Raw genomic sequence first — 23050 nt, 5'->3', positions numbered from 1 at the left:
TCAGGTCGGGTCGCGTGGCCGGGTCCGCAGCGCATCGGTGAGCGAGGCGGTACCGCTGCCGCGTCGCGCCGGCTTGGGCTGTGACGGGGCGGGCGACCAGCCCGTGAGGAAGATGATCTCGAACCGTTCGGCAGTCCGCCCGTCCGCGTCGGCGAGCTCGGCAAAGGCCTGTGCGAGCCCCGCCAGCGCCTGCCGGCCGAGCGCGCTGCGGCCCGCGAGCACGTTCGTCGCCGCCATCCCGCGAAGATCGCCGAGCAGTCGCCCGACATCGCGATAGCCGACGTTCAGCGTCTCGATGTCCGCTACCGGCAGCGCGAACCCCGCGCGCATCAGCAGATCGCCCGCCGAGCGGACGTCGATCTGCGGATGCAGCCGCGCGGCGGGTCGCTCCGCCTCCGCCACCCGCAACGCCTGGCGGAGTGCTGGCAGGCTCCCGGCCCCGACGAACGCGCCGAGGAACAGTCCATCCGGGCGCAGCACGCGGCGGATCAGCGACAGCGCGCCGGGCAGGTCGTTGACCTGGTCGAGCACGCCCGCGCTGACGACGAGGTCGAACGATGCGTCAGCAAAGGGCAGCCGGTCCTCGTCGGCCTGAACGCCGCCCGCGTGCGCGGCAAAGCCATGGCCCGCATCGCAGCGTACGACCCGTGCTCCCGGGGGCGCGACGAACGCGCCGTCGAAACAGCCGAGATCGAGAATGTCGGCAAAGTCCCGCGTCACCGCATCGAGCCGCTCGGCGATCCCGTCGAGCATCGTCGCGCGCACGAAATCCGCGTCGGCATAGGCGGCACGCGCGCGATCGCGGCGCTGGCGGCGGGCGACCCGGTCGAAGATTTCCGGGGCGCTGCCTTGGCTGGGGTCTGGGATCTGCACGCCGCGCTTGTGCCGTCTGCATGCTTTGACGACAAGGGCGGATGCGGTTGCTCGATCCGATTGGCGCGGTGATCCGGCTGGCGCTGCCACCGCGCTGCCCCGGCTGCGGCAGTCCGGTGGCGGCGGACCATCGATTCTGCGCAAGCTGCTGGAACGGCCTGCACTTTCTTGGTCCGCCCTGGTGTGCCGCGTGCAACCTGCCCTTTGTGCATGATCGCGGCGAGGGCGCATTGTGCGCCGCGTGCCTCACCCAGCCGCCGCGTCACGCGGGCGTCCGCGCCGCAGTCGCCTATGGACCGGTGGCACGCGGCCTGGCGCTGCGGTTGAAATATGGCGGCCGAACCGCGTTCGCCGCCACGATGGCCCGCGCCATGCACCGCCTCATGCCCGAGCAGGCAGCGCTGATCGTGCCCGTGCCGCTGCACCGCTGGCGGCTCTGGTCGCGCGGGTTCAACCAAGCGGCGCTCATCGCGACGACGCTCGCGAACCTGTCGACTGTGCCCGCCGACCTGAATGTCCTCGTCCGGACGCGGCAGACGACCGTGCTGCGCGGGCTCGGCAGGCGTCAGCGCGGCAGGGCGGTGGCGGGCGCCTTCGCCGTCGCGGCGGGCGGGCGCGACCGGCTGCGCGGCAGGGCGGTCGTGCTGATCGACGACATCTATGCGAGCGGGGCGACGAGCGCGGCGTGCACGGGCGCGCTGCTCGCGGCGGGGGCTGAATCGGTGACGATCCTGTGCTGGGCGCGTGTTCTGGACGACACCGATTATTGACAAGCGCGCGGTCAGACCACACCTGAAAATAATGGCTAAAGTTGAAATCTACATCAAACAATTCTGCCCCTATTGCACGCGGGCGATGAAGCTCCTTGCCGCCAAGGGCGTCGAACCCGAAACGTTCGACGTGACGATGGGCGGGCCGAAGAAGAAGGAGATGGTCGAGCGCTCGGGTGGTCGCATGACCATGCCGCAGGTGTTCATCGACGGGAAGCATATCGGCGGGTCGGACGACCTTGCCGCGCTCGATGCCCGGGGTGGGCTCGACCCTCTCCTGGCCTGATGCCCCGCATCGCGCTTCTGCAGATGACCAGCGGGATCGATCCCGCGGTCAATGCCGCCACGCTGGTCGCTGCGATCCGGTCGGCGGCAGGGCAGGGCGCGGTGATGCTGTTCACCCCGGAAATGTCGGGTCTGATCGACCGCGATCGCGCACGGGCCGCGGCGTCGATCGTGGCCGAAGCGGACGACCCGGTGCTCGCGCGTGTCTGCGCCGCTGCGGCCGAGGCGGGGATCTGGGTGCATGTCGGCTCGCTCGCCGTCCGCCGGGCAGACGGGCGATTTGCCAATCGCGGGTTCGTGATCGATCCGGCGGGCAGTATCCGCGCGCGCTACGACAAGCTGCATCTCTTCGATGTCGATCTGCCGACGGGAGAAAGCTGGCGTGAATCCGCGGCCTATGCCGCGGGGAATGCGGCGATCGTCACGCAGACGCCGGTCGGCATGCTGGGCGCATCGATCTGTTATGACCTGCGCTTTCCGGACCTGTACCGCGCGTTGAGCGATGCCGGCGCGACGGTGCTTTCGGTCCCGGCGGCGTTTACCAGGCCGACGGGGGCAGCGCATTGGCATGTCCTGCTCCGCGCCCGGGCGATCGAATCGGCCTCCTACGTCGTCGCCGCGGCGCAGACCGGCGTCCACGCCGATGGTCGCGCGACCTATGGCCATTCGCTGGTGATCGATCCTTGGGGCACGGTCGTGCTCGACATGGGTGAGGCGGCAGGGCTCGGCTTTGCAGAGATCAGCCCGGACAGCGTGACGGACGTCCGCGCCAGGATCCCGGCGCTCGATCATCGGCGGCCGATCCCCTCCGTGGCCGTGATCCGGTGATCGTCTTCGACCTTAAATGCGGCACCGGGCATGTCTTCGAGGCGTGGTTCGGCTCGAGCGCGGCCTATGAGGCGCAGCGCGCAGCCCGACAGGTCGAATGCCCGCTCTGCGGCGATGCAGAGGTGGCGAAGGCGGTGATGGCGCCGGCCGTCTCGGGCAAGGGCAACCGCGTGCCCGAGGGGCCGACGCCTGCGCGGATGAAGGCGATGATGACGATGCTGGCATCGAAACAGGCCGAACTGCTCGCGTCATCGCGTTGGGTCGGCGGCGCCTTTGCGGATCGCGCACGCGCGATGCATCTCGGCGACGAGGCCCCCGTACCGATCCACGGCCAGGCGAGCCTCGCCGAGGCCAGGGCGCTGGTCGAGGACGGCGTTGCCGTGCTGCCCCTGCCCCTCCCGGTCACGCCACTCGATACGATCAACTAAAGATGGGGTAGCCCGGCCTTACCCCGTAACGCGCGCGAGCACTGGTTTCAGCGCGGACTTGATCTCGAAGAACAACGGATGCTTCAGCAGCCGCAGCGCGATGCCCCACAGGGCGATGCCGATGCCGACGGCCAGGACGATCGGGACCAGCGGCGTCGTCGCGGCCCAGCCATGCCAGGCCATGACGATGATCGCCGGCGCGATCGCGACGCTGGTGGCCATTCCGCTGCGCAGATAGATGGCGAACATGTCCCGGTACTGGCTGTCCGTGATCCGGCGAATATGCGGCATGTAGAGCACGCAGGCAAAAATCGCATCGATGACCTTCGCCATCGCGGCGGCCTCGATGCTGATGAAGCAGGCTGCCGAGAATACGACGAAGCCGACGATGCTGCGCACGAACTCGAAGCGTGCCTGACGGCCGGTTTCGTCGGCGATGATGAACAGATCCCACGCCATCGCGATGGCGGTGTTGAACACGCCGACGACGCACAGGATCGACAGGCACATCGCGATCGAAACCCATTTCGCGCCATAGATGAGCAGCACGAACGGCCCCGACAGCACGCCAAGCCCCAGGAAAGTCGGCCACATCAGCGCGGTGAACAGGGCCAGCGCGTTCTGATAGCGCGGCCCGATCGGCAAGCCGGCGCGGATCCCCGCGGCAAAATCGACGAACATGATGCGGCAGATCACCAGGAACACGCTGTCCCACAACATGCTGAAAATGTTGCCGGACCTGGAATATATGCCAAGCGCGGCCAACCCCAGCAAGCGGCCGAGCGCCATATCCTGCAACCGCGAGAAGACCCGGGAAATGCCCAGGGTGGCAAGCACGTTGATGCTGAACCGATGCACGTCGCGCCAGTTGTCGAACCCGACCTTTACCCTGGCATGATGCGGCGCGAGGCCGATCGCCATCGCGGTGCTGATCAAGGCGGCGATAATCTGCCCATAGGCAAAGCTCATATAGCTCTGGCCCGCGACCGCGAAGGCCACGGTGGCGATGGTGCCCGACGCAGTCGCCAGCATCTTGATGATCGACACGGCTTTGAAATCGCCGTCACGCTCGAGCAACGTCAGCGGCATGAAGCCGGCGGCCGTGATGATCGGGATTATCGCCAGGCAGAACAGCACGGGCCGGACCGCAGGCTCGTTGAAGACCGCACCGCTGACCAGGCCGAACCCGGCAATGATGAAGGCCAGGACGATTGCGACGCCGAGATTGATGCTGAAGACGGTCGACGACAATTCTGCCGTGAGATTCTTCTCGCGGATGAGATAATTGTTTAATCCGAGCGACTGAATGATGGAGATCAGTCCACTGGCCGCAAAGGCGACGGCGAAGATGCCGACCTCGTACGGGGTGAGGATGCGCGCCAATACGACCGAGCTGACCAGCTGGAGTATGAAATATATTGCCTGAGAACCGGCCATTCATCCAATTGACTTGCGCATACGCATCGTCTCGGGCTCACTCTATCACTGTCGTTGCGAAGTATAAGGCGGGGGTCGTGCGCGCACGCGATGCGCGGCGGCGCTAGCGGATCAGTCGTGCGACCTTCCTGATCGCGCGCCCGGCATATTGCCGCACGATGAAGGGATGTCCAAGGAACAGCCGGATGGCCTGGACGCGCTTGCCTGACTGCACCGCGTGGCGAAATCCGTTCAAGGTCTCGAGCCGGCCAAGCGCCCGCCTGCGATCGTGCAATAGCGCGACCAGCTTGCCGTCGCCGACAACGTCGGAGCGTTTCGCCAGCGATGCGCTCATCGCGATCTGCGCCGTATAATCGACGGTCGTCTGGCTTTTGCCCGATGTGCGCAGCGTCCAGACATAGCCGGGTTGCGGGGTAATGACGAACTTTGCCCCGCACAGCATGGCATCGAAATACATCTTGAAGTCTTCACCATGACGGATGGCCGGATCATAGCGAATGGCATGGTCTTCGAGAAACTGACGGCGGAACATCGGTTTGAGCAAACCATAGTCCATGTCCTGGTTGAACGGCCGGGCCGCCGCAACGAAGGCGTGGCGGCCAATCTCCGTGGCGGACCGGATCGCGCGGATTTGTGGCGGGCTCAACGCTGCCTGGGCCTCGTCCAGAAATCGCACATTGTCCGCAACCATATCGGCGGCAAACGCACCGGCGACGTCGAGGAGGTGCCGCAACCGGCCGGGTTCGAACGCGTCATCGGCATCGAGCACGGCGATCCAGGGCGCCCGAGCCGCCGCAAATCCCGCATTGCGTGCCGCCGATGGTCCGCCGTTCCGGTCGAGCCGGATCACGGAGAGGTTTGCGACATGACCATAGCGCGCCGTCACGGCTGCGTGCGTGTCATCAGGACAATGATCGTCGACGACGATCACTTCGAGCGCGACGTCGGTCTGGGACAGGGCAGAGTCGATCGCCTTGCCGATGAACTGCGCCGCACGATAAGCCGGGATCACGACGCAGATCTCAGGCGTATTCATCGGAACTGCGCTCGTCGGCGAAACGCTATTTGGCATCTTCGAAGTCCTGGATTGAGCCGCCAAATGCGTACTTTACGGGCCTTAAGCGGACGTCCGCTCGAATTGCAAGACACCGCAGGCAGCTAACCAAGGTCAAGACGGGACAGGTCAAATCCACGCTGCGTCACGAAAAATCGCGCGATTGGCGACAGGCGGCGGTGTCCCGGCGTCAGCGACGTGGAGCGGTTCGGTCGTCGCTAAGCAACCTCAAGCGCATCGTGCGGCATCATGTCACCCGTCACGTGCGGGACGATTATGCGGCCGAAAATCCCCCATATGGCGAGAATGAGCGTCAGACTTATCAGTTCGCCGCCATCTTCGACGAGCGTGCTGATCGTTTGAAAATGCCCGGGGCCGATCATCATCTCATGAAGCTTGTCGACGACCACGGCGAAGAACGCGGTGACGCAGAAGCCGAAGAGCAGCATGAGTGCGGGGGCGATGCGATCGCGAGCAAGCCTGACCATGCCCAACAGGGTCAGCGCCAGGGGAATGCCGGACAAGATTGCCTGTGCGAGGATTTCGCCATGAGGTCCGATCACGGCGTACTGGGACAGTACCGCGCCGATATGCTCGTGAAGCCGCAGCGAGTCGTCGGCGAGTACCACCAGAAACAGGAACGCGTAGGCCGCGTAGAAAAGCTCTTTCGCGTGGAGGAACGCATAAAGCGCGAGGCCGATGATCGTCAGTTCCTTGAGATATCCCCAGATCTCCATCAGCGATCCGTCGACGGACGAGTAGAGCAGCTGACCATAGAGCATGCTCTCCGTCACATTCGCGTGCTCGACATAGGCCCAGCGCAGGAACATCCCGAGTACGACAAGGTCAATCGCTAGAATGACTCCCAGGCCGATCAGCATGGGTCTTGCAGCCGTGGCGATCATCGTTTTCATCACGGCCCCATTTGCCTCCGTCACAAAACTGTAATGCGTTTGTTAACAGTTGCATAGGTGGTTTGGATGATGCGCCTTTTCGGCGGCCTAGCCCGTTTGAGCAGGGAGTACGTCCGCCGTTCGACGTTCGCCCGCCCTGCAGCCGCGTTGCGCAGGTTCGGTCTGGCCGTCATATTCGCCTGCTTCCGCGGATGCGCGTGGTCTGGACCGACGGGAATGGGGCTAGTATGGACGTCGCGTGCGTGGCCCCGTAGCTCAGCCGGATAGAGCACCAGATTCCTAATCTGGGGGCCAGTGGTTCAAATCCACTCGGGGTCACCACCACCGACATTATCAAGCGATCCGCCGCCTGCGGGCATCGCGACATTCGTCAGGGATGTAGTTTGGCCGGCGACAGGGGTTGTCGTCTGGCGCGGCCGGGTCGCGAGGGGTCAGGAGCAATCAGGCGACGTTGACCCCTCCGCGAAGGTGGCAACGTCGCCTGGCGTCCCGGTCAGGCTTAGGCCTTGACGTGCTGCGAGATGTACTTGTTCATCTCGAACATTGTGCACTTGTCACGGCCGAAGACCTTCTTCAGCTTCTCGTCGGCGAGGATCTCGCGCTTGTTCTCAGGGTTCTGCAGATTGTGGGCCTTGATATAGACCCAGACCTTGCTGATCACTTCGCTGCGCGGGAGCTTGTCGTTACCGACGATCTCGCCGAGCTCGGGAGAGGGCTGGACGGGGGCGTGGATGCCGCCGGTCTTGGGAGCTGTAGCCATAAGCATTCCTTCCTGTTCGCATGCGTGCGTTAGGCACTGCACGCGTGGTCACGCCTTGTTGAGCGCGCCCGCCTTGTGCGCTGCCTTGCCGCCATTGTCACTCTTTACGATGAATTGCGGCTCGTCCTTGGACGCGCGGACGGTGTGACCCTTGATCGTCGTGTCGCTGGTCTGCTTCTTTTCGACCGTGCCGTGCGCGGTGCCGCCGGGGGATTTCCAGGTGACCTCGTCGCCCTTTTTCGGATCCTTCATCACACCATCTCCTTGATATTCAACGATCAAGCGCAGAGGTGCGGGTTTTGTTGCATGATCCGCGGTTGCAGACCCAGGGGCTGCGGTTCATCTGATGCGCCACCAAGGAGACCCATGCATGAAGACCCGCGCCGCCGTAGCCTTCGAGGCGAAAAAACCGCTCGAGATCGTCGAGCTCGACCTCGAGGGACCTAAATCCGGCGAAGTTCTGGTCGAAATCATGGCCACGGGCATCTGTCATACCGATGCGTACACGCTCGACGGACTTGATTCGGAAGGCCTTTTCCCGAGCGTGCTGGGGCATGAAGGGGCGGGCGTCGTCCGCGAGATCGGCGCGGGCGTCACCAGCGTCGCGGTCGGCGATCATGTCATCCCGCTCTACACGCCCGAATGCCGCCAGTGTAAGTCGTGCCTGAGCCAGAAGACCAACCTGTGCACCGCGATCCGCGCGACGCAAGGGAAGGGGTTGATGCCCGACGGCACGACGCGGTTCAGCTACAAGGGCCAGCCGATCTTCCATTACATGGGCTGCTCGACCTTCTCGAACTTCACCGTGCTGCCCGAGATCGCACTGGCCAAGATCCGCCCCGACGCGCCGTTCGACACCTCCTGCTATGTCGGTTGCGGCGTGACGACGGGCGTCGGCGCGGTCGTCCACACCGCGAAGGTCCAGCCCGGCGATACGGTCGTGGTGTTCGGGCTCGGCGGGATCGGGCTGAATGTGATCCAGGGCGCGCGACTGGCGGGTGCAGGGATGATCGTCGGCGTCGACATCAATCCCGACCGCGAGGAATGGGGTCGCCGCTTCGGCATGACGCATTTCGCCAACCCGAAGGATGTGGGCGACATCGTCCAGCATATCGTCGCTTTGACCGACGGCGGCGCGGATTACACGTTCGACGCGACCGGCAACACGACCGTCATGCGCCAGGCGCTCGAGGCGTGTCATCGCGGCTGGGGCACCTCGATCGTGATCGGCGTGGCCGAGGCGGGCAAGGAGATCAGCACGCGGCCGTTCCAGCTCGTCACCGGACGCAACTGGCGCGGGACCGCGTTCGGTGGCGCGCGGGGACGTACGGACACGCCCAAGATCGTCGACTGGTATATGGACGGCAAGATCGAGATCGACCCGATGATCACGCACCGCCTGTCCCTCGACGAGATCAACAAGGGGTTCGACCTGATGCACGCCGGCGAGAGCATCCGCTCCGTCGTGATCTACTGAGGGGGAAATATGTTCAGCCACATCATGTTGGGTGCCAATGATATCGCGGCGTCGAAGGCGTTCTACGACGCCGCACTGGGCGCACTCGGCGTGCCCGAAGGCGTAATCGATGAATGGGGCCGGATCGTGTACGCGCACGCCGGCGGCCGCTTCCTCGTCACGCCGCCGATCGACGGGCAGCCGGCCACGCACGGCAATGGCAGCACGATGGGGTTCGTCGCGGCCTCGCCCGAGGCGGCGGACGCCTGGCATGCCGCGGGGCTCGCGCACGGCGGCACCGCCTGCGAGGATCCGCCCGGCGTCCGGCACGGCACCGCGGGTCGCACCCTGTATCTGGCGTATCTGCGCGACCCGTCGGGCAACAAGCTCTGCGCCGCTCATCGGGTCGCGTGATGGAGACGCTATCGACCAGCACGGCGTTCGGCGGCACGCAGGGCGTCTATCGCCACGCGTCGACCGCGACCGGCACCGACATGACCTTTGCCGTCTATATCCCGCCGCACGCGCCGGATGCGCGCTTGCCGGTTCTGTGGTTCCTGTCGGGGCTGACCTGCACGCATGCCAATGTCATGGACAAGGGCGAGTATCGCCGCGCCTGTGCCGAACACGGCGTGATCCTGATCGCGCCCGACACGAGTCCGCGCGGAGAGGGGGTTCCCGACGACGACGCCTATGATTTCGGCCAGGGCGCGGGCTTCTACGTCGATGCGACCGAGCAGCCCTGGGCGGCGAACTTCAACATGAAGCGCTATGTCGAGGACGAACTCCCCGCGCTGATCGCGGCGGAATTTCCGATGGCGGACATGACGCGGCAGGGGATCACCGGGCATTCGATGGGCGGGCACGGCGCGCTGACGATCGCGCTGCGCAATCCCGACCGGTTCCGCAGCGTGTCGGCCTTCGCGCCGATCGTCGCGCCGCTGCACTGCCCCTGGGGTGAGAAGGCGCTGACGGGGTATCTGGGGCCCGACCGTGCCGACTGGCGTGCCTACGACGCCTGTGCGCTGATCGCCGATGGCGCGCGGGTCGCCGACATCCTCGTCGATCAGGGGGAGGCCGACGGCTTCCTCGACGAACAGCTGAAGCCGGCGCTGCTGGCGGAGGCGTGCGCGGCGGCGGGGATCGAGCTGACGTTGCGGATGCAGCCGGGATACGACCATAGCTATAACTTCATATCGACCTTCATGCCGGATCATGTCGCCTGGCATGCGGAACGGCTGCGGCGTGCCTGACACGCCGTAACGCAAGCGATATGATGCGGCCCTTGTGTTCGGGCCGCGGACGGCCGCATGGCGCGCGGCGGGCGGGAGTCCGCTGCGATATTGTCGATATTATGATACCTCGGTCGGGCTTTCGTACCGAGGACCTTGCACGCCGGCCTGCGGCGGAATGATGGAGCGCTGTGATGATCGCCGAAACGCCTTTTGCCGATGCCGAGCCAGCCGTCGGCCCGGATGGCAAGCTGATCGTTCCGCAGGAGGTCGAGGCGGCGATCCGGACGCTGATCCGCTGGACCGGCGACGATCCGACGCGCGAAGGGCTGGTCGACACCCCGCGCCGGGTCGCGCGCGCGTGGAAGGAATATTGCGCGGGCTATGGCGACGATCCGGCGCGGCATCTCGAACGCGTGTTCGAGGAAGTCGGCGGCTATGACGAGATCGTCCTGCTGAAGGATATCCCGTTCCAGTCGCACTGCGAGCATCACATGGCACCGATCATCGGCAAGGCGCACATCGCCTATCTGCCGCGCAACCATGTCGTCGGCATCTCGAAGCTGGCGCGCGTCCTGCACGGCTTTGCCCGCCGGTTGCAGGTGCAGGAGCGGCTGACCGCGGAAGTGGCCGACTGCATCTGGGAGCAGCTGAAGCCACAGGGCGTCGCGGTCGTGATCGAGGCGACGCATGCCTGCATGGCTGCGCGCGGCGTGCGGACGCCGGGGGTGACGATGGTCACCAGCCGGATGATGGGCGTGTTCCGCGAGGATGAGCGCAGCCGCAAGGAGGTGCTGTCGCTGATGGGCGCGCGCGCATGATCCGAACCGTCCTGGTCACCGGCGGGGCGAAGCGCTTGGGCGCCGCGATCGTCCGGCGGCTGGCGGCGGACGGGCATGCGGTGGTCGTGCATCAGGGGCACTCGCCCGAGGAAGCCGATGCGCTGGTCGACGAGATCGTCGCGAGCGGCGGCCGTGCGGCGGCGGTCGAGGGCGATCTGAGCAATCTGCGCGGGGTCGGCGATCTATTCGCGGCGGCGCGGGGCGCGATCGGCGGTCCGATCGACGGGCTGGTCAATTGCGCATCGAAGTTCGCGTTCGATCGACCGCCCGCGGTTGATCCTGCGCTGTTCGCCGAGCTCGCTGCGATCAACTGCGGCGCGCCGGTGCTGCTCGCCTCGGCGCTGGCGTCGCAGGAGGATGTCCGTGACGGCGCGATCGTCAATCTGCTCGACCAGAAGGTCGCCAACCTCAACCCCGACTTCTTCTCCTATAGCTGCGGCAAGATCGCGCTGGAGGGGGCGACGGTGATGCTGGCGCAGGCGCTGGGGCCCCGGATCAGCGTCAACGCGGTCTCGCCAGGGCTGACCCTGCCGAGCGGCGACCAGACCGACGCGGAATTCGAGGCAGTGGCGAGCGACAACCTGCTCCAGCGCCCGGTCGGGGCGAAGGCGGTCGCCGATGCGGTCGCGTGGTTGCTGGGTGCGAAGGGCGTGACCGGACAGAATCTGTTCGTCGATTGCGGGCAGCGGTTTCTGGCGCGCGACGGCGACGTGATGTTCGACCGGCATCATGGGGAGCGCAATGGCTGAGTTCACGACGATCCTCGACGGGCTCGAGGTGATGATGCGGCTGGGCATTTATCCGCACGAGGTGGCACCGCAGCGCGTCGTCGTCTCGGTCGAGATGACGGTCGTATATCCGGGGCCGCTTGGCGAGGACGCGATCGGCGAGGTGCTCGATTACGACTTCGTCCGTGCCGGGATCCTGGCAATGGCGGCGGAGCGTCCGTTCGCGTTGCAGGAGACGCTGTGCGAGGCGATCGCGGCGCTGTGCCTGGGTGACGCGCGGGTGAGGCGGGTCGAGGTCGAGACGATGAAGACCGACATCTACCCCGATGCCGCGATCGGGTGCCGGATCGTGCGCGAACGCGTGATCTAGTGGAGGCGATAGTCCCACGACCGGGCGCATTTGGTGCCCGTGAGCGGCGCCGATCCTGCAGCCGGCTCGTTCCCTGCCCATAACCCACGCATCCGGAGACTTATGGTGAACATTCTCGTCGTTCTCACCTCGCATGCCGATCTCGGCGATACCGGCCGCAAGACCGGCTTCTGGCTCGAGGAGCTTGCCGCGCCCTATTATGTGTTCAAGGATGCCGGCGCGACCATCACGCTCGCCTCGCCGGCCGGTGGCCAGCCGCCGCTCGATCCGAGCAGCGCGAAGCCCGACGCGCAGACCGATGCGACGCGCCGGTTCGAGGGCGACGCGGAGGCCAGCGCGGCGCTCGCCGACACGCGGAAACTGTCCGAGATGAAGATCGCCGACTTCGACGCGGTGTTCTATCCAGGCGGTCACGGCCCGCTCTGGGATCTCGCCAACGACCCGGCGTCGATCGCGCTGATCGAGACGACCATCGGCGCGGGCAAGCCCGTCGCGCTGGTCTGTCATGCGCCCGGCGTGTTGCGCGACGTGAAGGCGGCCGATGGCTCGCCGCTGGTGAAGGGGAAGACGGTCACCGGCTTCACCAACAGCGAAGAGGCCGCGGTCGGGCTCAGCGATATCGTGCCGTTCCTTGTCGAGGACATGCTCGCGCAGCAGGGTGGCAAATATTCGAAGACCGCCGACTGGGGCGTTCATGTTGTCGAGGATGGCCTGCTGATCACCGGGCAGAACCCCGCATCGTCGGAAAAGGCGGCACAGGCGCTGCTGGCGAAGCTCGCCTGAAAGAACGGCCACTGGCCCTGCCGGTGGCCGCCCTTCCGGGCGTCAGGCGCGGTTGGCGGCGCTGAGGACGGCGCGAACCGAGGCGGTGGCGATGTCGGTGTCCATGCCGACGCCGAACACCGTCTTGCCCGCCGCGGTCCGGCATTCGACATAGGCCGCCGCCTGCGCGTCCGCACCATGACCGATCGCATGCTCGTTATAGTCCACCACATCGAGCGTCGGCCCGGTCGACTCTGCGATCGCCGCGATCACGCCCGAGATCAGTCCGTTACCGCGGCCCGAGATAGACCGTTCCTCGCCATCGATCGCGACGCGGCCGATAAAGACGCGCTGCCCCGCGGTGCCGCTTTCCTCATAGTCGCGGAGCTCCACGCGGTCGTCGGCGTGCGGCAGATAGGTCCGCTCGAACAGCTGCCAGATATCGGCCGCATTCAGTTCGCGGCTCGTCTCGTCGGCATAGGCCTGGACGTGACGGCTGAAATCGGCCTGCAACCGCTTGGGCAGCTTCAGCCCCTTGTCCTGCTCGATCACCCAGGCGACGCCGCCCTTGCCCGACTGCGAATTGACGCGGATCACCGCCTCGTAGCTGCGGCCGAGGTCGGCGGGGTCGATCGGCAGATACGGCACCTCCCACAATGTGTCGTTCTTCGCCTCCTGCGCGGCAAACCCCTTCTTGATCGCGTCCTGATGGCTGCCAGAAAACGCCGTGAAGACGAGGTCGCCCGCGTAGGGCGTGCGCGGATGGACGGGGATGTTGGTGCAGTAGTTGACCGTGTTCACGACCGCGTCGATGTCCGACAGGTCGAGCTTCGGATCCACCCCTTGCGTGTACATGTTGAGCGCGACGGTCACGAGATCGCAATTGCCGGTGCGCTCGCCATTGCCGAGCAGGCAGCCCTCGACCCGGTCCGCGCCCGCCATCATGCCGAGTTCGGCGGCGGCGACGCCGGTGCCGCGGTCGTTGTGCGTGTGCAGGCTGATTGCGACTGAATCGCGGTTGCGGATATGGCGGCCGAACCACTCGATCTGGTCGGCATAGATGTTCGGCGTCGCGCACTCGACGGTGGCGGGCAGGTTGAAGATGATCGGATTGTCCGGCGTCGGCATCAGGACGTCCATCACCGCCTCACAGACCTCGAGGCTGAACTCGAGCTCGGCGGTCGAGAAGGTCTCAGGGGAATATTCGAACTGCCAGCGGACGTTCGGTTGCTTGGCGGCCTCGTCGCGCAGCACCTTGGCGCCGTCGATCGCGATCTGCTTCACCTGCGCGCGGTCCATGCCGAACACGATCTTGCGCCATGCCGGCGACACCGCGTTGTAGAGGTGGACGATCGCGGTCTTCGCGCCGACGAGGCTGGCGAAGCTCGTCTCGATCAGGTCGCGGCGCGACTGGGTCAGCACCTGGATCGACACGTCGTCGGGGATGCGGCCGGTCTTCACGAGCCCTGAGATGAAATCGAACTCGGTCGCGCCCGCGCTTGGAAAGCCGACCTCGATCTCCTTCAGCCCGACCTTGCAGAGCAGGTCGAAGAAGCGCGTCTTCTTCTCGGCATCCATCGGGTCGATCAGCGCCTGATTGCCGTCGCGAAGATCGGTCGACAGCCAGCGCGGCGGCTTGACGATCGTCTTGGACGGCCATTGGCGGTCGTGCAGGTCGATTTGCGGGAAGGGTCGGTATTTGGTCGATGGGTCGCGCAGCATGGCTCGTGTCTCTCGTGATCGGGAGCGTTCGGGTCAGCCCTTAGGCGCGAGGCGCGGGGGCTGGCCACCACGCAAACGATCGGCGCGCCTAAGGGCGCGTAAGTCGAAGCAGCAGAAGGCGACCGTGAGACATTGCGTCTTCCCTATCGCGCGGACACGGTAAATGTCCAGCGCGATAGGGTCGGCGTACGTATTATTGCGCAGCGAATGCCGCGTTGATCGTCAGGTCGACCTTGTCCGACACGACGGGAGCGTAGGCGCCGATGTTGAAGTCGCTGCGCTTGATCGAGGTCGTCGCGCGGAAGCCGAAGTTCAGCTTCTTGTTCATCGGATTCGCGCCCGCACCGACGAACGTCGCCTGCAGCACGACCGGCTTGGTGACGCCCTTGAGTGTAAGATCACCGGTGATGGTCGCCTTGTCGCCGGTCGCGACGACCTTGGTCGAGACGAACTTGGCGGTCGGGTAGGTCGCGGCGTCGAAAAAGTCTTTCGACTTCAGATGGCCCGCGAACGGCGCGGACGTGACCGACAGCTGGTCGATCGCGAAATTGACCTCGACCTTGGTCGCGTTGGGCTTCGCCGGATCGATCGTGATGCTGCCACCCGATGCGCCGATCTGCCCCTCGAGCATCGAGAAGCCCATATGGTTGAGCTGCCACGTCACCTGCGTGTGGTTGGCATCGACCGCATAGGTACCCGCGGCGACACGCGCCTTGACGGGGGCGCCGGGGACGGCGGCAGTCTGCGCCAATACGGGAGCGGCGGTGAGGGCGAGGATGGTGGCTAGGGCTAGGCGCATGCGGGGTCTCCTGTTGAACGCGCGATGCTGGCCGAGCGGAGGGAGCGCGTCAAATGACGTTATGCCAACGCTGTGTTTCGGATTTGGGTCGGTGGGGGGGGGCGGGTGTTCCCCCGCGGATGCGGGGGCCCAGCTGAACCACGATCACCGCCCGAGACCCTGGACCCCCGCGTTCGCGGGAAACGGGGACTGGGGGAGGGGCGCGCTTACTCCAAGTGCCACCACCCCGGCGAAGGCCGGGGTCCAGCTGGGGGACGGTGGTAACGCAAGACGGCGCTCCGTTACTCCGGCCTTCCCAACTGGGCCCCGGCCTGCGCCGGGGTGGGGTGGGGTGGGGTGGGGTGGGGGGGCAAGCAGCGGCCCCTTATCGGTAGCCAAATACCCCCCGTTCGCCCTGAGCGCAGTCGAAGGGCCTGCCCCAAGCGGGGTGCTTCGACGTCGCTCAGCACGAACGAGCGTAGGGAAGGCGGCGAATACCGGCCTTAGTTCTTCGCCTTATCCACCAGCGCGTTCTTCCCGATCCACGGCATCATGCCGCGCAGCTCGCTGCCGATCTTCTCGATCGGATGCGCCAGCGCCTGCTTGCGCGCCGCCTTGAGCTCGGGCTGGCCGGCGCGGTTGTCGAGGATGAAGTTCTTCACGAACCGGCCCGACTGGATGTCGGCCAGCACGCGCTTCATCTCGGCCTTGGTCTCCGACGTGATGATCCGCGGACCCGTGGTGATGTCGCCATATTCTGCGGTGTTGGAGATCGAATAGCGCATGTTGGCGATCCCGCCCTCATAGAGCAGGTCGACGATCAGCTTGGTCTCGTGCAGGCACTCGAAATAGGCCATTTCGGGGGCGTAGCCGGCTTCGGTCAGCGTCTCGAACCCGGCCTGGATCAGGTGCGTGATGCCGCCGCAGAGCACGGCCTGCTCGCCGAACAGATCGGTCTCGCATTCCTCGCGGAAATTGGTTTCGATGATGCCCGAGCGGCCGCCGCCGACGCCCGATGCATAGGCGAGCGCGATGTCGTGCGCGTTGCCCGACTTGTCCTGGTCGATCGCGATCAGGCAGGGGACGCCGCCGCCGCGGACATATTCGCTGCGCACGGTGTGGCCGGGGCCCTTGGGCGCGATCATGATGACGTCGAGATCGGCGCGTGGCTCGATCAGGCCGAAATGGACGTTGAGGCCGTGCGCGAACGCGATCGTCGCACCCTGCTTCAGATTGTCGTGCAGGTCGGTCGCGTAGATTGCCGCCTGATGCTCGTCGGGGGCGAGAATCATGACGATGTCGGCCCAGGCCGCCGCCTCGGCGTTCGACTTGACCGCGAAGCCGGCCTCGATAGCCTTCTTGGCGGTCGGCGAGCCCTCGCGCAGCGCGATCGCGACGTCCTTGACGCCCGAATCGCGCAGGTTCTGCGCGTGCGCATGGCCCTGCGAGCCGTAACCGACGATCGCGATCTTCTTGTCGGTGATCAGGTTCAGGTCGGCGTCGCGATCGTAATAGACACGCATTATATTCTTCCTTCTTTCGTCATTCCGGCGAACGCCGGAACCCAGGGTTCCAGGCGGCGCCGTTCGTGGTTCTGTGTCCCGACTTGCGTCGGGATGACGGGGTAAACTTACGCCGGCTCTTTGCCGCGGGCGATCGCGACGATGCCGGTGCGGGCGACTTCGATCAGGCCGACTTCGCCCATGAGCTCGACGAACTTGTCGATCTTGTCGATCCCGCCGGTCACCTCGAACACGAAGCTCGACGTCGTCGCGTCAACCACGCGCGCGCGGTAGACGTCGGCGAGGCGGAGCGCCTCGATCCGGTGGTCGCCGGTGCCGCGCACCTTGACCAGCGCCAGCTCGCGCTCGACATGCGCGCCCTGCGCGGTCAGGTCGGTGACCTTGTGGACGGGGACGAGCCGGTCGAGCTGCGCGAGGATCTGCTCCATCGTCGCGGGCGACGCGCTGGTGACGATCGTGATGCGGCTGACCGCTTTGTCGGCGGTGATCTCCGACACGGTCAGGCTCTCGATATTATAGCCGCGCGCGGTGAACAGGCCGGCGATCCGGGCGAGGATGCCCGGCTCGTTGTCGACGATCACGGCGAGCGTATGCCGCTCGGCCTTTTCCTGGGAAATATGCATCAAACCAGTGCCTTCGCTTCGTCGTCCATCGTGCCCGACACTTCGTTCGCCTGAAGGATCATGTCGGTATGCGCAGCACCGCTCGGGATCATCGGGAAGCAGTTGGTCAGTTGCGACACGCGGCAATCGACGATCACCGGGCCGTCATGGGCCAGCATCTCCGCGATCCCGCTGTCGAGCTGGTCGCGCGTCTCGATCAGGATGCCCTTCCAGCCATAAGCCTCGCCCAACCGGACGAAATCGGGCAGCGAATCCGAATAGCTCTCGGCATAGCGGCTCTCATAGGTGAGCTCCTGCCACTGGCGGACCATGCCCATATACTGGTTGTTGAGGATGAAGATCTTCACCGGCAACCGGTATTGGGTGGCGGTCGCCAGCTCCTGGATGTTCATCTGGATCGACGCCTCGCCGGCGATGTCGATCACCAGCGCGTTCGGGTTGCCGAGCTGCGCGCCGATCGCGGCGGGCAGGCCGTAGCCCATCGTGCCGAGACCGCCGCTGGTCAGCCACTTGTTCGGCTTTTCGAACCCGAAATGCTGTGCGGCCCACATCTGGTGCTGGCCGACCTCGGTCGTGATGATCGGGTTGCGTGCCTTGGTCGCGTCGAACAGCGCCCGGATCGCGCGCTGCGGCATGATCTCGTTCGGGTCGTTCTCGGGGAAGTCGAGGCACTTGACCGCGCGCCAGCCGGCGATCCGCCGCTGCCAGTCGGTGGTGTCGGGCTTGGGATGCTGACGGCTCTTCCAGATCCGCACCATGTCCTCGAGCGCATGGCCGACGTCCGCGATGATGCCGAGATCGACGCGCACCGTCTTGTTCACCGACGAGCGATCGATGTCGATATGCACTTTCCGCGAGTTCGGGCTGAACGCGTCGAGCCGTCCGGTCACGCGGTCGTCGAACCGGCTGCCGAGCGCGACGACGAGGTCGGCCTGGTTCATCGCCATGTTGGCCTCGTAGGTGCCATGCATCCCGAGCATGCCGAGCCACTGCTCGCCGCTCGCGGGATAGGCGCCGAGGCCCATCAGCGTCGACGTCACCGGCGCGCCGGTGATGCGGACGAGCTCGCACAGCAGCTGGCTCGCGGCAGGGCCCGAATTGATGATGCCGCCGCCGGTGTACAGGATCGGGCGTTCGGCCGCAGCAAGCATGTCCACCAGCTGCTCGATCTGCGACTGGTCGGCCTTCACCTGCGGGCGATAGGTCTTGTGCTGGATCGGGCCGGGCTTAGTGTAGCGCGCGGTCGCGACCTGCACGTCCTTGGGAATGTCGACGACCACCGGCCCCGGACGACCCGAGGTGGCGATGTGGAACGCCTCGTGGATCACCCCGCCGAGCTTGGCCGGGTCCTTCACGAGATAATTGTGCTTCGAACAGTGACGCGTGATGCCGACGGTATCGGCCTCCTGGAACGCGTCGGTGCCGATCAGCGCGGTCGGCACCTGTCCGGTGATCACGACCATGGGAATCGAATCCATCAGCGCATCGGTGATCCCGGTGACTGCATTGGTCGCGCCGGGCCCCGAGGTGACGAGCACCACGCCGGGCTTGCCGGTCGAGCGGGCATAACCCTCCGCCGCATGCGTCGCGGCCTGTTCATGGCGCACCAGGATGTGCTTGATCCGGCCGCTGCGAAACAGCGCGTCGTAGATCGGCAGCACGGCACCGCCCGGATAGCCGAACACGACCTCCACGCCGAGATCGCACAGCGCCTCGATCAGGATATCGGCTCCACTCTTCTCGGTCATCACGTCAAAATCCTTTCGAATGCGCCGCCTTTAGCGCCTCGTGGAGGGGGCGGCTACCGATATAAAAGATGCGTGTCAAACATCATTTTAGCAATATAGTTTCAAATTGCTGCAAGCGCGTTGAAAAATCGAGCGCGTTAGTGCGCGTCCAGGCGGCCGGCGGCTGGTGGCGAAGCCAGGTATATTGCCGCTTGGCATAGCGCCGCGTAGCGAGCGATCCGGCCGCGATCGCGTCGGTTTTCGACACCCCTCCGCGAACGAGTCCGGCGATCTCGGGAACGCCGATCGCGCGGCGGATCGGTGCGTCCGGCGGGATGTCGGTGCGGGCGAGGAGTGCGGTGACTTCCGCTTGGCTGGTCTCGGCCATCTCGGCGAAGCGCTGGTCGATGCGCGCGTTCAGCCAGTCGCGGTCGGGGATCAGGATCAGCGCGCGAACGTCCAGCCGGTCGCCGATCCCGCCCACCCGTTCGGTCTGCCAGTCGGCGAGCGTGCGGCCGGTCCCGCGGACCACCTCGAGCGCGCGCGCGACGCGCGTAGTGTCGGCGGCGTTGAGCCGTGCGGCGGCGGGCGGGTCGAGCAGCGCGAGCGCGGCATGCGCCTCGGCGACGGGGAGCGCGCGGACCTGCTCGCGAAGGTCGGGGTCGATCGCGGGGACGGGGGCAATGCCGTCGAGCAGCGTGCGGACATAGAGGCCCGTGCCGCCGACCAGGATCGGCAGTCTGCCCTCCGCCGCCACCTCGTCGATCGCGCGCGTCGCCTCGGCGGCCCAGCGCGCGGCGGAATAGGTCGCGTCGGCGGCGTCGACATGGCCGAACAGGCGGTGCGGGGCGCTCGCTTCCTCTTCAACCGAAGGACGCGCGGTGAGGATCCGGAGATCGGCATAGACCTGCGCGGAATCGGCATTGATGACGACGCCATCGTGGCGCGCGGCAATGGCGAGCGCGAGCGCGGACTTGCCGCTCGCGGTCGGCCCTGCGATGAGCGCGACCTTCGGGAGATGTTCTATGTTCACGGCAACGCTTATAGCCTCGGGCACGCTGACCGCAGGCGATATTTCGACCGCGATGGACCGGCTCCGCGACGCCGGCTGCGCGCCGGGTGCGAGCGGCTGGATCGACGAAGGTGACGCCGCCGACCTGATCTTCGGCATGGCGCCCGACGCGGCGCGGACCGCGCTCGAGGGGGCGTTCGGCAAGACCGATGTGGTCGTGCAGTCGAGCCTGACCCGGACCAAGGCGCTGCTGATTGCGGACATGGATTCGACGATGATCACCGTCGAGTGCATCGACGAGCTCGCCGACTATGCGGGCATCAAGCCGCAGATCGCCGAGATCACCGAGCGCGCGATGCGCGGCGAACTGGACTTCGAGGCGGCACTCGATGCGCGCGTCGCGCTGCTTGAGGGGCTGGCGGAGAGCGACATCGAACGCTGCCTCGCCGAACGGGTCACGATCATGCCGGGTGCGCAGGCGCTGGTACGGACGATGCGCGCGCGCGGCGCGAAGGCCGTGCTCGTGTCGGGCGGCTTCACGCGCTTTGCCGAGCCGGTGGCGCGGACGATCGGCTTCGACGTCGCGATCGCCAACGTGCTCGAGATTGCCGACGGCACGCTGACGGGGCGGGTCGCGCGGCCGATCGTCGGATCGCACACCAAGCTGGCGACGCTGCACGCCGCGCTGGCCGAGCACGGGATCGCGGTCGAACAGTCGCTCGCGGTCGGCGACGGCGCGAACGACCTGGCGATGATCGAGGCGGCGGGGCTGGGCGTCGCCTATCATGCCAAGCCGATCGTCGCGGCAGCCGCGGCGGCACGGATCGACCATGGCGATCTGACCGCGCTGCTCTATGCCCAGGGCCTGCCGCGCGCCGCCTGGGTGACCGAATGAGCGCCGTCAAGCGCGTTTCCAGCCACCGAGTCCCTCTTTGGTAATCCAGGTTAAGCCACTGCGCCATATCCCGGCTTGCTAAGCTGTATCCAAAAATTAGGGGTCGATGCCAAAGACTTGCGATTGATTGGCTGAGACGAATGGATGCTGGCTGGGACTATGAGCGCTTCAAGGCGTTCACCTGTGCGGATGACGACGACATTGATACCTTCCGCCGGCTCGCCGGGCCAACGATCGGTTTGAAGCGTGGCGAGATCCTGCGGATGCAGGGGGAACCTGACCCACAGGTCTATATACTGCTGAGCGGCTGGGTTGCGTGCAGCATCATCGTCGGCGAGAGCGCGCGGCAGATCGTCAAGGTTCATCTGCCCGGCGATCTGGTCGGGATGCCGAGCCTTGCCGCCCCGACCGCGTGTGACACGATCGAAGCGGTCTCGGCGGCGAAGCTCGGCGTGATCGAGACCACAGCGATCGGGCAGGTGTTCAGCAGCAACCCGCGGCTCGCGGCATTGCTGTTCCTCGTCTCGCAGCAGGAGCGCGTTTTGCTGATGGAGCGGCTCGCGTCGATCGGGCGGACCAGCGCGGCGAGCCGGATCGCCGCCTTGATCCTCGAACTGCGCACCCGGCTGCGGCGCAACGACCCGACGATCGAGAATGTCGTGCCGGTGCCGCTGACGCAGGAGGATATCGGCGACATGACCGGGCTGACCCCGGTCTATGTCAACCGGACGCTGCGCCAGCTGCGGACCTCGGGGATCGCGACGTGGCGGCGCGGGGTCATCACGATCGACGACCGCGACGCGCTGGCGGTCCTCGCCGCGTTGCCGCAGAGTCCGGAACGCGACACGAGCTGGATCCCGAGCCGGCGCGGCTGAACGCCGGGCGTGTCGGGATGCGTCAGGGGGCGACGATGACGCAGGGCTGGCCTGACGCGGCGCAGGCGCGCGTCGCGTCCGCCCGGCTGGCGAATCCGCCCGCCTGCAGCCGCGTCACCGGTCCCGCCGCGACATAGCTGGGCTGCGCGCCGCCCAGCCTGCCCTTGACCTTGCCCCACAGCGTCTCGGCATTGCCGCGATCGCGGAACGCGCCAAGCTGGATCCGCCATTTCCCCGACCCGGCGACCGGCTTCGCTGCTGGCTTCGGCACGGGCTTCGGCGCCGGCTTGGGCGCGGACGCGAGCCGGGGCGGGGTGACCGGTGCGGGTCTGGTCGCGGCTTGCGAGGCAGCACGCTCCGGCGCAGCGCGCGGGGGCACCGGCGCGGGGGACACGGATGAGGCGGGGACCGTGGTGCGCGCGACCGGCGTTACCGGCCGGGGAGCGGGCTGGGGAGCGGGCCTGGCAGGGCCAGTGGCCGAGATCGGCGGCGGCGACGCAGGCGACAGTCCCGACCGCGCGATCTTTTCCTGCGCTGCATAGCGCTCGGCGAGCGCCGTGCCGCGCTGGCGGTCTTCGGGGGAGATATACTGGTCCATCTGCGCCAGCGTCTGCGAGGCCGACTGCAATCCCGACGTGCTCGCGCGCGACATCAGCGCATAGGCGCGCGGGTAATCGCGGGGCACCGCGTCGCCGTTGAACAACATCGTCCCGAGCACGAGCTGCGTCCGCGGTTCGCCGCGCGCCACCGACTTTTCGAGCCAGGGCAGCGCGTCCGCCTTCTTGTTGGCCTGGAACAGCGCGAGGCCGTAATTGTCCTGCGCCTGGACATGACCCTGCAGCGCCGCCTTGCGGAACCAGCTTTCGGCGAGCGCGGGGTCGAGCGTGACGCCGCGGCCGAGCTTATAGGCCTGGGCGAGATTGAACTGCGCATCGGCGTCGCCCGCGATCGCGAGCGGACGCCACTGGTCGATCGCGGTCGCATAGTCGCCGCGGCTCCAGGCATCGACGCCGGCCTTCACGTCCGCCGCGGCCGGCACCGCGCCCAGCGCCGCTACCGTCGCCGCCGCGCCCAGAATCAGGTTGCGCATCGAGTACCTCGTTAAAGCCAAATGATGATCGTCATGTCGCGATAGCCCGGCGAAGGCAAAGATCGG

Annotated in this window: 26 protein-coding genes and 1 tRNA gene; 14 read left to right on the top strand and 13 right to left on the bottom strand. The window is 66.3% G+C overall.

What is annotated here, in order from left to right; translation table 11 throughout:
- Positions 1–873, bottom strand: coding sequence for a class I SAM-dependent methyltransferase (locus SOM18_RS09690; RefSeq protein ID WP_042466463.1), 873 nt, complete (start codon positions 871–873; stop codon positions 1–3).
- Between the two features lie 41 nt (positions 874–914).
- On the opposite strand from SOM18_RS09690, the gene SOM18_RS09685 reads away from it, so the two are divergent.
- Genes SOM18_RS09685 through SOM18_RS09670 form a run of 4 tightly spaced genes read left to right on the top strand, consistent with a single transcriptional unit; the run spans position 915 to position 3184 of the window.
- Positions 915–1643: a ComF family protein gene (locus SOM18_RS09685; RefSeq protein ID WP_320481599.1), complete on the top strand. Its 729-nt coding sequence runs from the start codon at positions 915–917 to the stop codon at positions 1641–1643.
- Between the two features lie 31 nt (positions 1644–1674).
- Positions 1675–1929 carry a glutaredoxin 3 gene (grxC, locus tag SOM18_RS09680; protein ID WP_031396302.1) on the top strand — a complete coding sequence of 85 codons (255 nt, stop codon included), beginning with the start codon at positions 1675–1677 and terminating at the stop codon, positions 1927–1929.
- Entirely contained in the window at positions 1929–2756 is an 828-nt protein-coding gene (locus SOM18_RS09675) for a carbon-nitrogen hydrolase family protein (RefSeq protein ID WP_031439094.1), read from the top strand. Before grxC ends, SOM18_RS09675 begins: the two co-directional genes overlap by 1 nt.
- Positions 2753–3184: a DUF1178 family protein gene (locus SOM18_RS09670; RefSeq protein WP_320481598.1), complete on the top strand. Its 432-nt coding sequence runs from the start codon at positions 2753–2755 to the stop codon at positions 3182–3184. Before SOM18_RS09675 ends, SOM18_RS09670 begins: the two co-directional genes overlap by 4 nt.
- An 18-nt stretch (positions 3185–3202) precedes the next feature.
- Here the strand turns inward: SOM18_RS09670 and SOM18_RS09665 are convergent, their stop codons facing one another.
- From SOM18_RS09665 to SOM18_RS09655, 3 genes are all read right to left on the bottom strand, one after another.
- On the bottom strand, positions 3203–4621 hold the full coding sequence (locus SOM18_RS09665) for an oligosaccharide flippase family protein (RefSeq protein ID WP_320481597.1): 1419 nt from the start codon (positions 4619–4621) through the stop codon (positions 3203–3205).
- Positions 4622–4724: 103 nt separating this feature from the next.
- Complete coding sequence (locus tag SOM18_RS09660) at positions 4725–5657, bottom strand: glycosyltransferase family 2 protein (protein WP_320481596.1); 933 nt, start codon at positions 5655–5657, stop codon at positions 4725–4727.
- 236 nt (positions 5658–5893) lie between these two features.
- Entirely contained in the window at positions 5894–6589 is a 696-nt protein-coding gene (locus SOM18_RS09655) for a hypothetical protein (RefSeq protein WP_152555344.1), read from the bottom strand.
- A gap of 244 nt (positions 6590–6833) precedes the next feature.
- On the opposite strand from SOM18_RS09655, the gene SOM18_RS09650 reads away from it, so the two are divergent.
- Positions 6834–6910, top strand: a tRNA-Arg gene (locus tag SOM18_RS09650).
- Between the two features lie 178 nt (positions 6911–7088).
- On the opposite strand, the gene SOM18_RS09645 is transcribed toward SOM18_RS09650, so the two are convergent.
- Together SOM18_RS09645 and SOM18_RS09640 are read right to left on the bottom strand one after the other, a co-directional pair.
- Complete coding sequence (locus SOM18_RS09645) at positions 7089–7349, bottom strand: SWIB/MDM2 domain-containing protein (RefSeq protein WP_031394799.1); 261 nt, start codon at positions 7347–7349, stop codon at positions 7089–7091.
- A gap of 48 nt (positions 7350–7397) precedes the next feature.
- The gene (locus tag SOM18_RS09640) at positions 7398–7601 is read right to left on the bottom strand and encodes a DUF2945 domain-containing protein (protein WP_031394798.1); all 204 of its coding nucleotides are present in this window, start codon (positions 7599–7601) and stop codon (positions 7398–7400) included.
- A gap of 118 nt (positions 7602–7719) precedes the next feature.
- Between SOM18_RS09640 and SOM18_RS09635 the strand changes: the two genes are divergently transcribed.
- The 7 genes from SOM18_RS09635 (at position 7720) to SOM18_RS09605 (ending at position 12760) form a co-directional block, all read left to right on the top strand.
- Complete coding sequence (locus SOM18_RS09635; RefSeq protein WP_320481595.1) at positions 7720–8826, top strand: S-(hydroxymethyl)glutathione dehydrogenase/class III alcohol dehydrogenase; 1107 nt, start codon at positions 7720–7722, stop codon at positions 8824–8826.
- A gap of 9 nt (positions 8827–8835) precedes the next feature.
- A complete protein-coding gene (locus SOM18_RS09630) occupies positions 8836–9219 on the top strand; it encodes a VOC family protein (RefSeq protein ID WP_031439100.1) in 384 nt (127 codons plus the stop codon).
- On the top strand, positions 9219–10058 hold the full coding sequence (gene fghA / locus SOM18_RS09625) for an S-formylglutathione hydrolase (RefSeq protein WP_031439101.1): 840 nt from the start codon (positions 9219–9221) through the stop codon (positions 10056–10058). The genes SOM18_RS09630 and fghA overlap by 1 nt, the downstream gene beginning before the upstream one ends.
- Positions 10059–10231: 173 nt before the next feature.
- On the top strand, positions 10232–10858 hold the full coding sequence (gene folE / locus SOM18_RS09620) for a GTP cyclohydrolase I FolE (RefSeq protein ID WP_081874053.1): 627 nt from the start codon (positions 10232–10234) through the stop codon (positions 10856–10858).
- Complete coding sequence (locus tag SOM18_RS09615; protein WP_031439103.1) at positions 10855–11628, top strand: SDR family oxidoreductase; 774 nt, start codon at positions 10855–10857, stop codon at positions 11626–11628. The genes folE and SOM18_RS09615 overlap by 4 nt, the downstream gene beginning before the upstream one ends.
- Entirely contained in the window at positions 11621–11977 is a 357-nt protein-coding gene (locus tag SOM18_RS09610) for a dihydroneopterin aldolase (protein ID WP_031439104.1), read from the top strand. The genes SOM18_RS09615 and SOM18_RS09610 overlap by 8 nt, the downstream gene beginning before the upstream one ends.
- A 105-nt stretch (positions 11978–12082) precedes the next feature.
- Entirely contained in the window at positions 12083–12760 is a 678-nt protein-coding gene (locus SOM18_RS09605; RefSeq protein ID WP_031439105.1) for a type 1 glutamine amidotransferase domain-containing protein, read from the top strand.
- A 42-nt stretch (positions 12761–12802) separates the two neighbouring features.
- Here SOM18_RS09605 and leuA read toward each other — a convergent pair whose 3' ends face one another.
- From leuA to miaA, 6 genes are all read right to left on the bottom strand, one after another.
- A complete protein-coding gene (gene leuA, locus SOM18_RS09600) occupies positions 12803–14461 on the bottom strand; it encodes a 2-isopropylmalate synthase (protein ID WP_031439106.1) in 1659 nt (552 codons plus the stop codon).
- 193 nt (positions 14462–14654) lie between these two features.
- On the bottom strand, positions 14655–15260 hold the full coding sequence (locus SOM18_RS09595; protein WP_031439107.1) for a YceI family protein: 606 nt from the start codon (positions 15258–15260) through the stop codon (positions 14655–14657).
- Between the two features lie 482 nt (positions 15261–15742).
- Positions 15743–16762, bottom strand: coding sequence for a ketol-acid reductoisomerase (gene ilvC, locus SOM18_RS09590; protein WP_031439771.1), 1020 nt, complete (start codon positions 16760–16762; stop codon positions 15743–15745).
- A gap of 107 nt (positions 16763–16869) precedes the next feature.
- On the bottom strand, positions 16870–17385 hold the full coding sequence (ilvN, locus tag SOM18_RS09585) for an acetolactate synthase small subunit (protein ID WP_031395186.1): 516 nt from the start codon (positions 17383–17385) through the stop codon (positions 16870–16872).
- Positions 17385–19133, bottom strand: coding sequence for an acetolactate synthase 3 large subunit (locus SOM18_RS09580; RefSeq protein WP_031439772.1), 1749 nt, complete (start codon positions 19131–19133; stop codon positions 17385–17387). Before SOM18_RS09580 ends, ilvN begins: the two co-directional genes overlap by 1 nt.
- 82 nt (positions 19134–19215) lie before the next feature.
- Positions 19216–20145, bottom strand: coding sequence for a tRNA (adenosine(37)-N6)-dimethylallyltransferase MiaA (gene miaA, locus SOM18_RS09575; protein ID WP_320481594.1), 930 nt, complete (start codon positions 20143–20145; stop codon positions 19216–19218).
- Between miaA and serB the strand changes: the two genes are divergently transcribed.
- Positions 20138–21019, top strand: a complete 882-nt coding sequence (gene serB, locus SOM18_RS09570) for a phosphoserine phosphatase SerB (RefSeq protein ID WP_031441006.1) — start codon at positions 20138–20140, stop codon at positions 21017–21019. The two genes, miaA and serB, sit on opposite strands and share 8 nt — an antisense overlap.
- 140 nt (positions 21020–21159) lie before the next feature.
- The gene (locus SOM18_RS09565) at positions 21160–21894 is read left to right on the top strand and encodes a Crp/Fnr family transcriptional regulator (RefSeq protein ID WP_320481593.1); all 735 of its coding nucleotides are present in this window, start codon (positions 21160–21162) and stop codon (positions 21892–21894) included.
- Between the two features lie 22 nt (positions 21895–21916).
- Here the strand turns inward: SOM18_RS09565 and SOM18_RS09560 are convergent, their stop codons facing one another.
- The gene (locus tag SOM18_RS09560; RefSeq protein WP_056405462.1) at positions 21917–22984 is read right to left on the bottom strand and encodes an SPOR domain-containing protein; all 1068 of its coding nucleotides are present in this window, start codon (positions 22982–22984) and stop codon (positions 21917–21919) included.
- Between the last annotated feature and the right edge of the window lie 66 nt (positions 22985–23050).

The sequence above is a fragment of the Sphingomonas sp. CFBP9019 genome, from assembly GCF_034045155.1.
Classification (GTDB): Bacteria; Pseudomonadota; Alphaproteobacteria; order Sphingomonadales; family Sphingomonadaceae; genus Sphingomonas; species Sphingomonas aerolata.
Note: the sequence above shows the minus strand (reverse complement) of the source record. Positions and strands in the feature narration are given on the sequence as shown.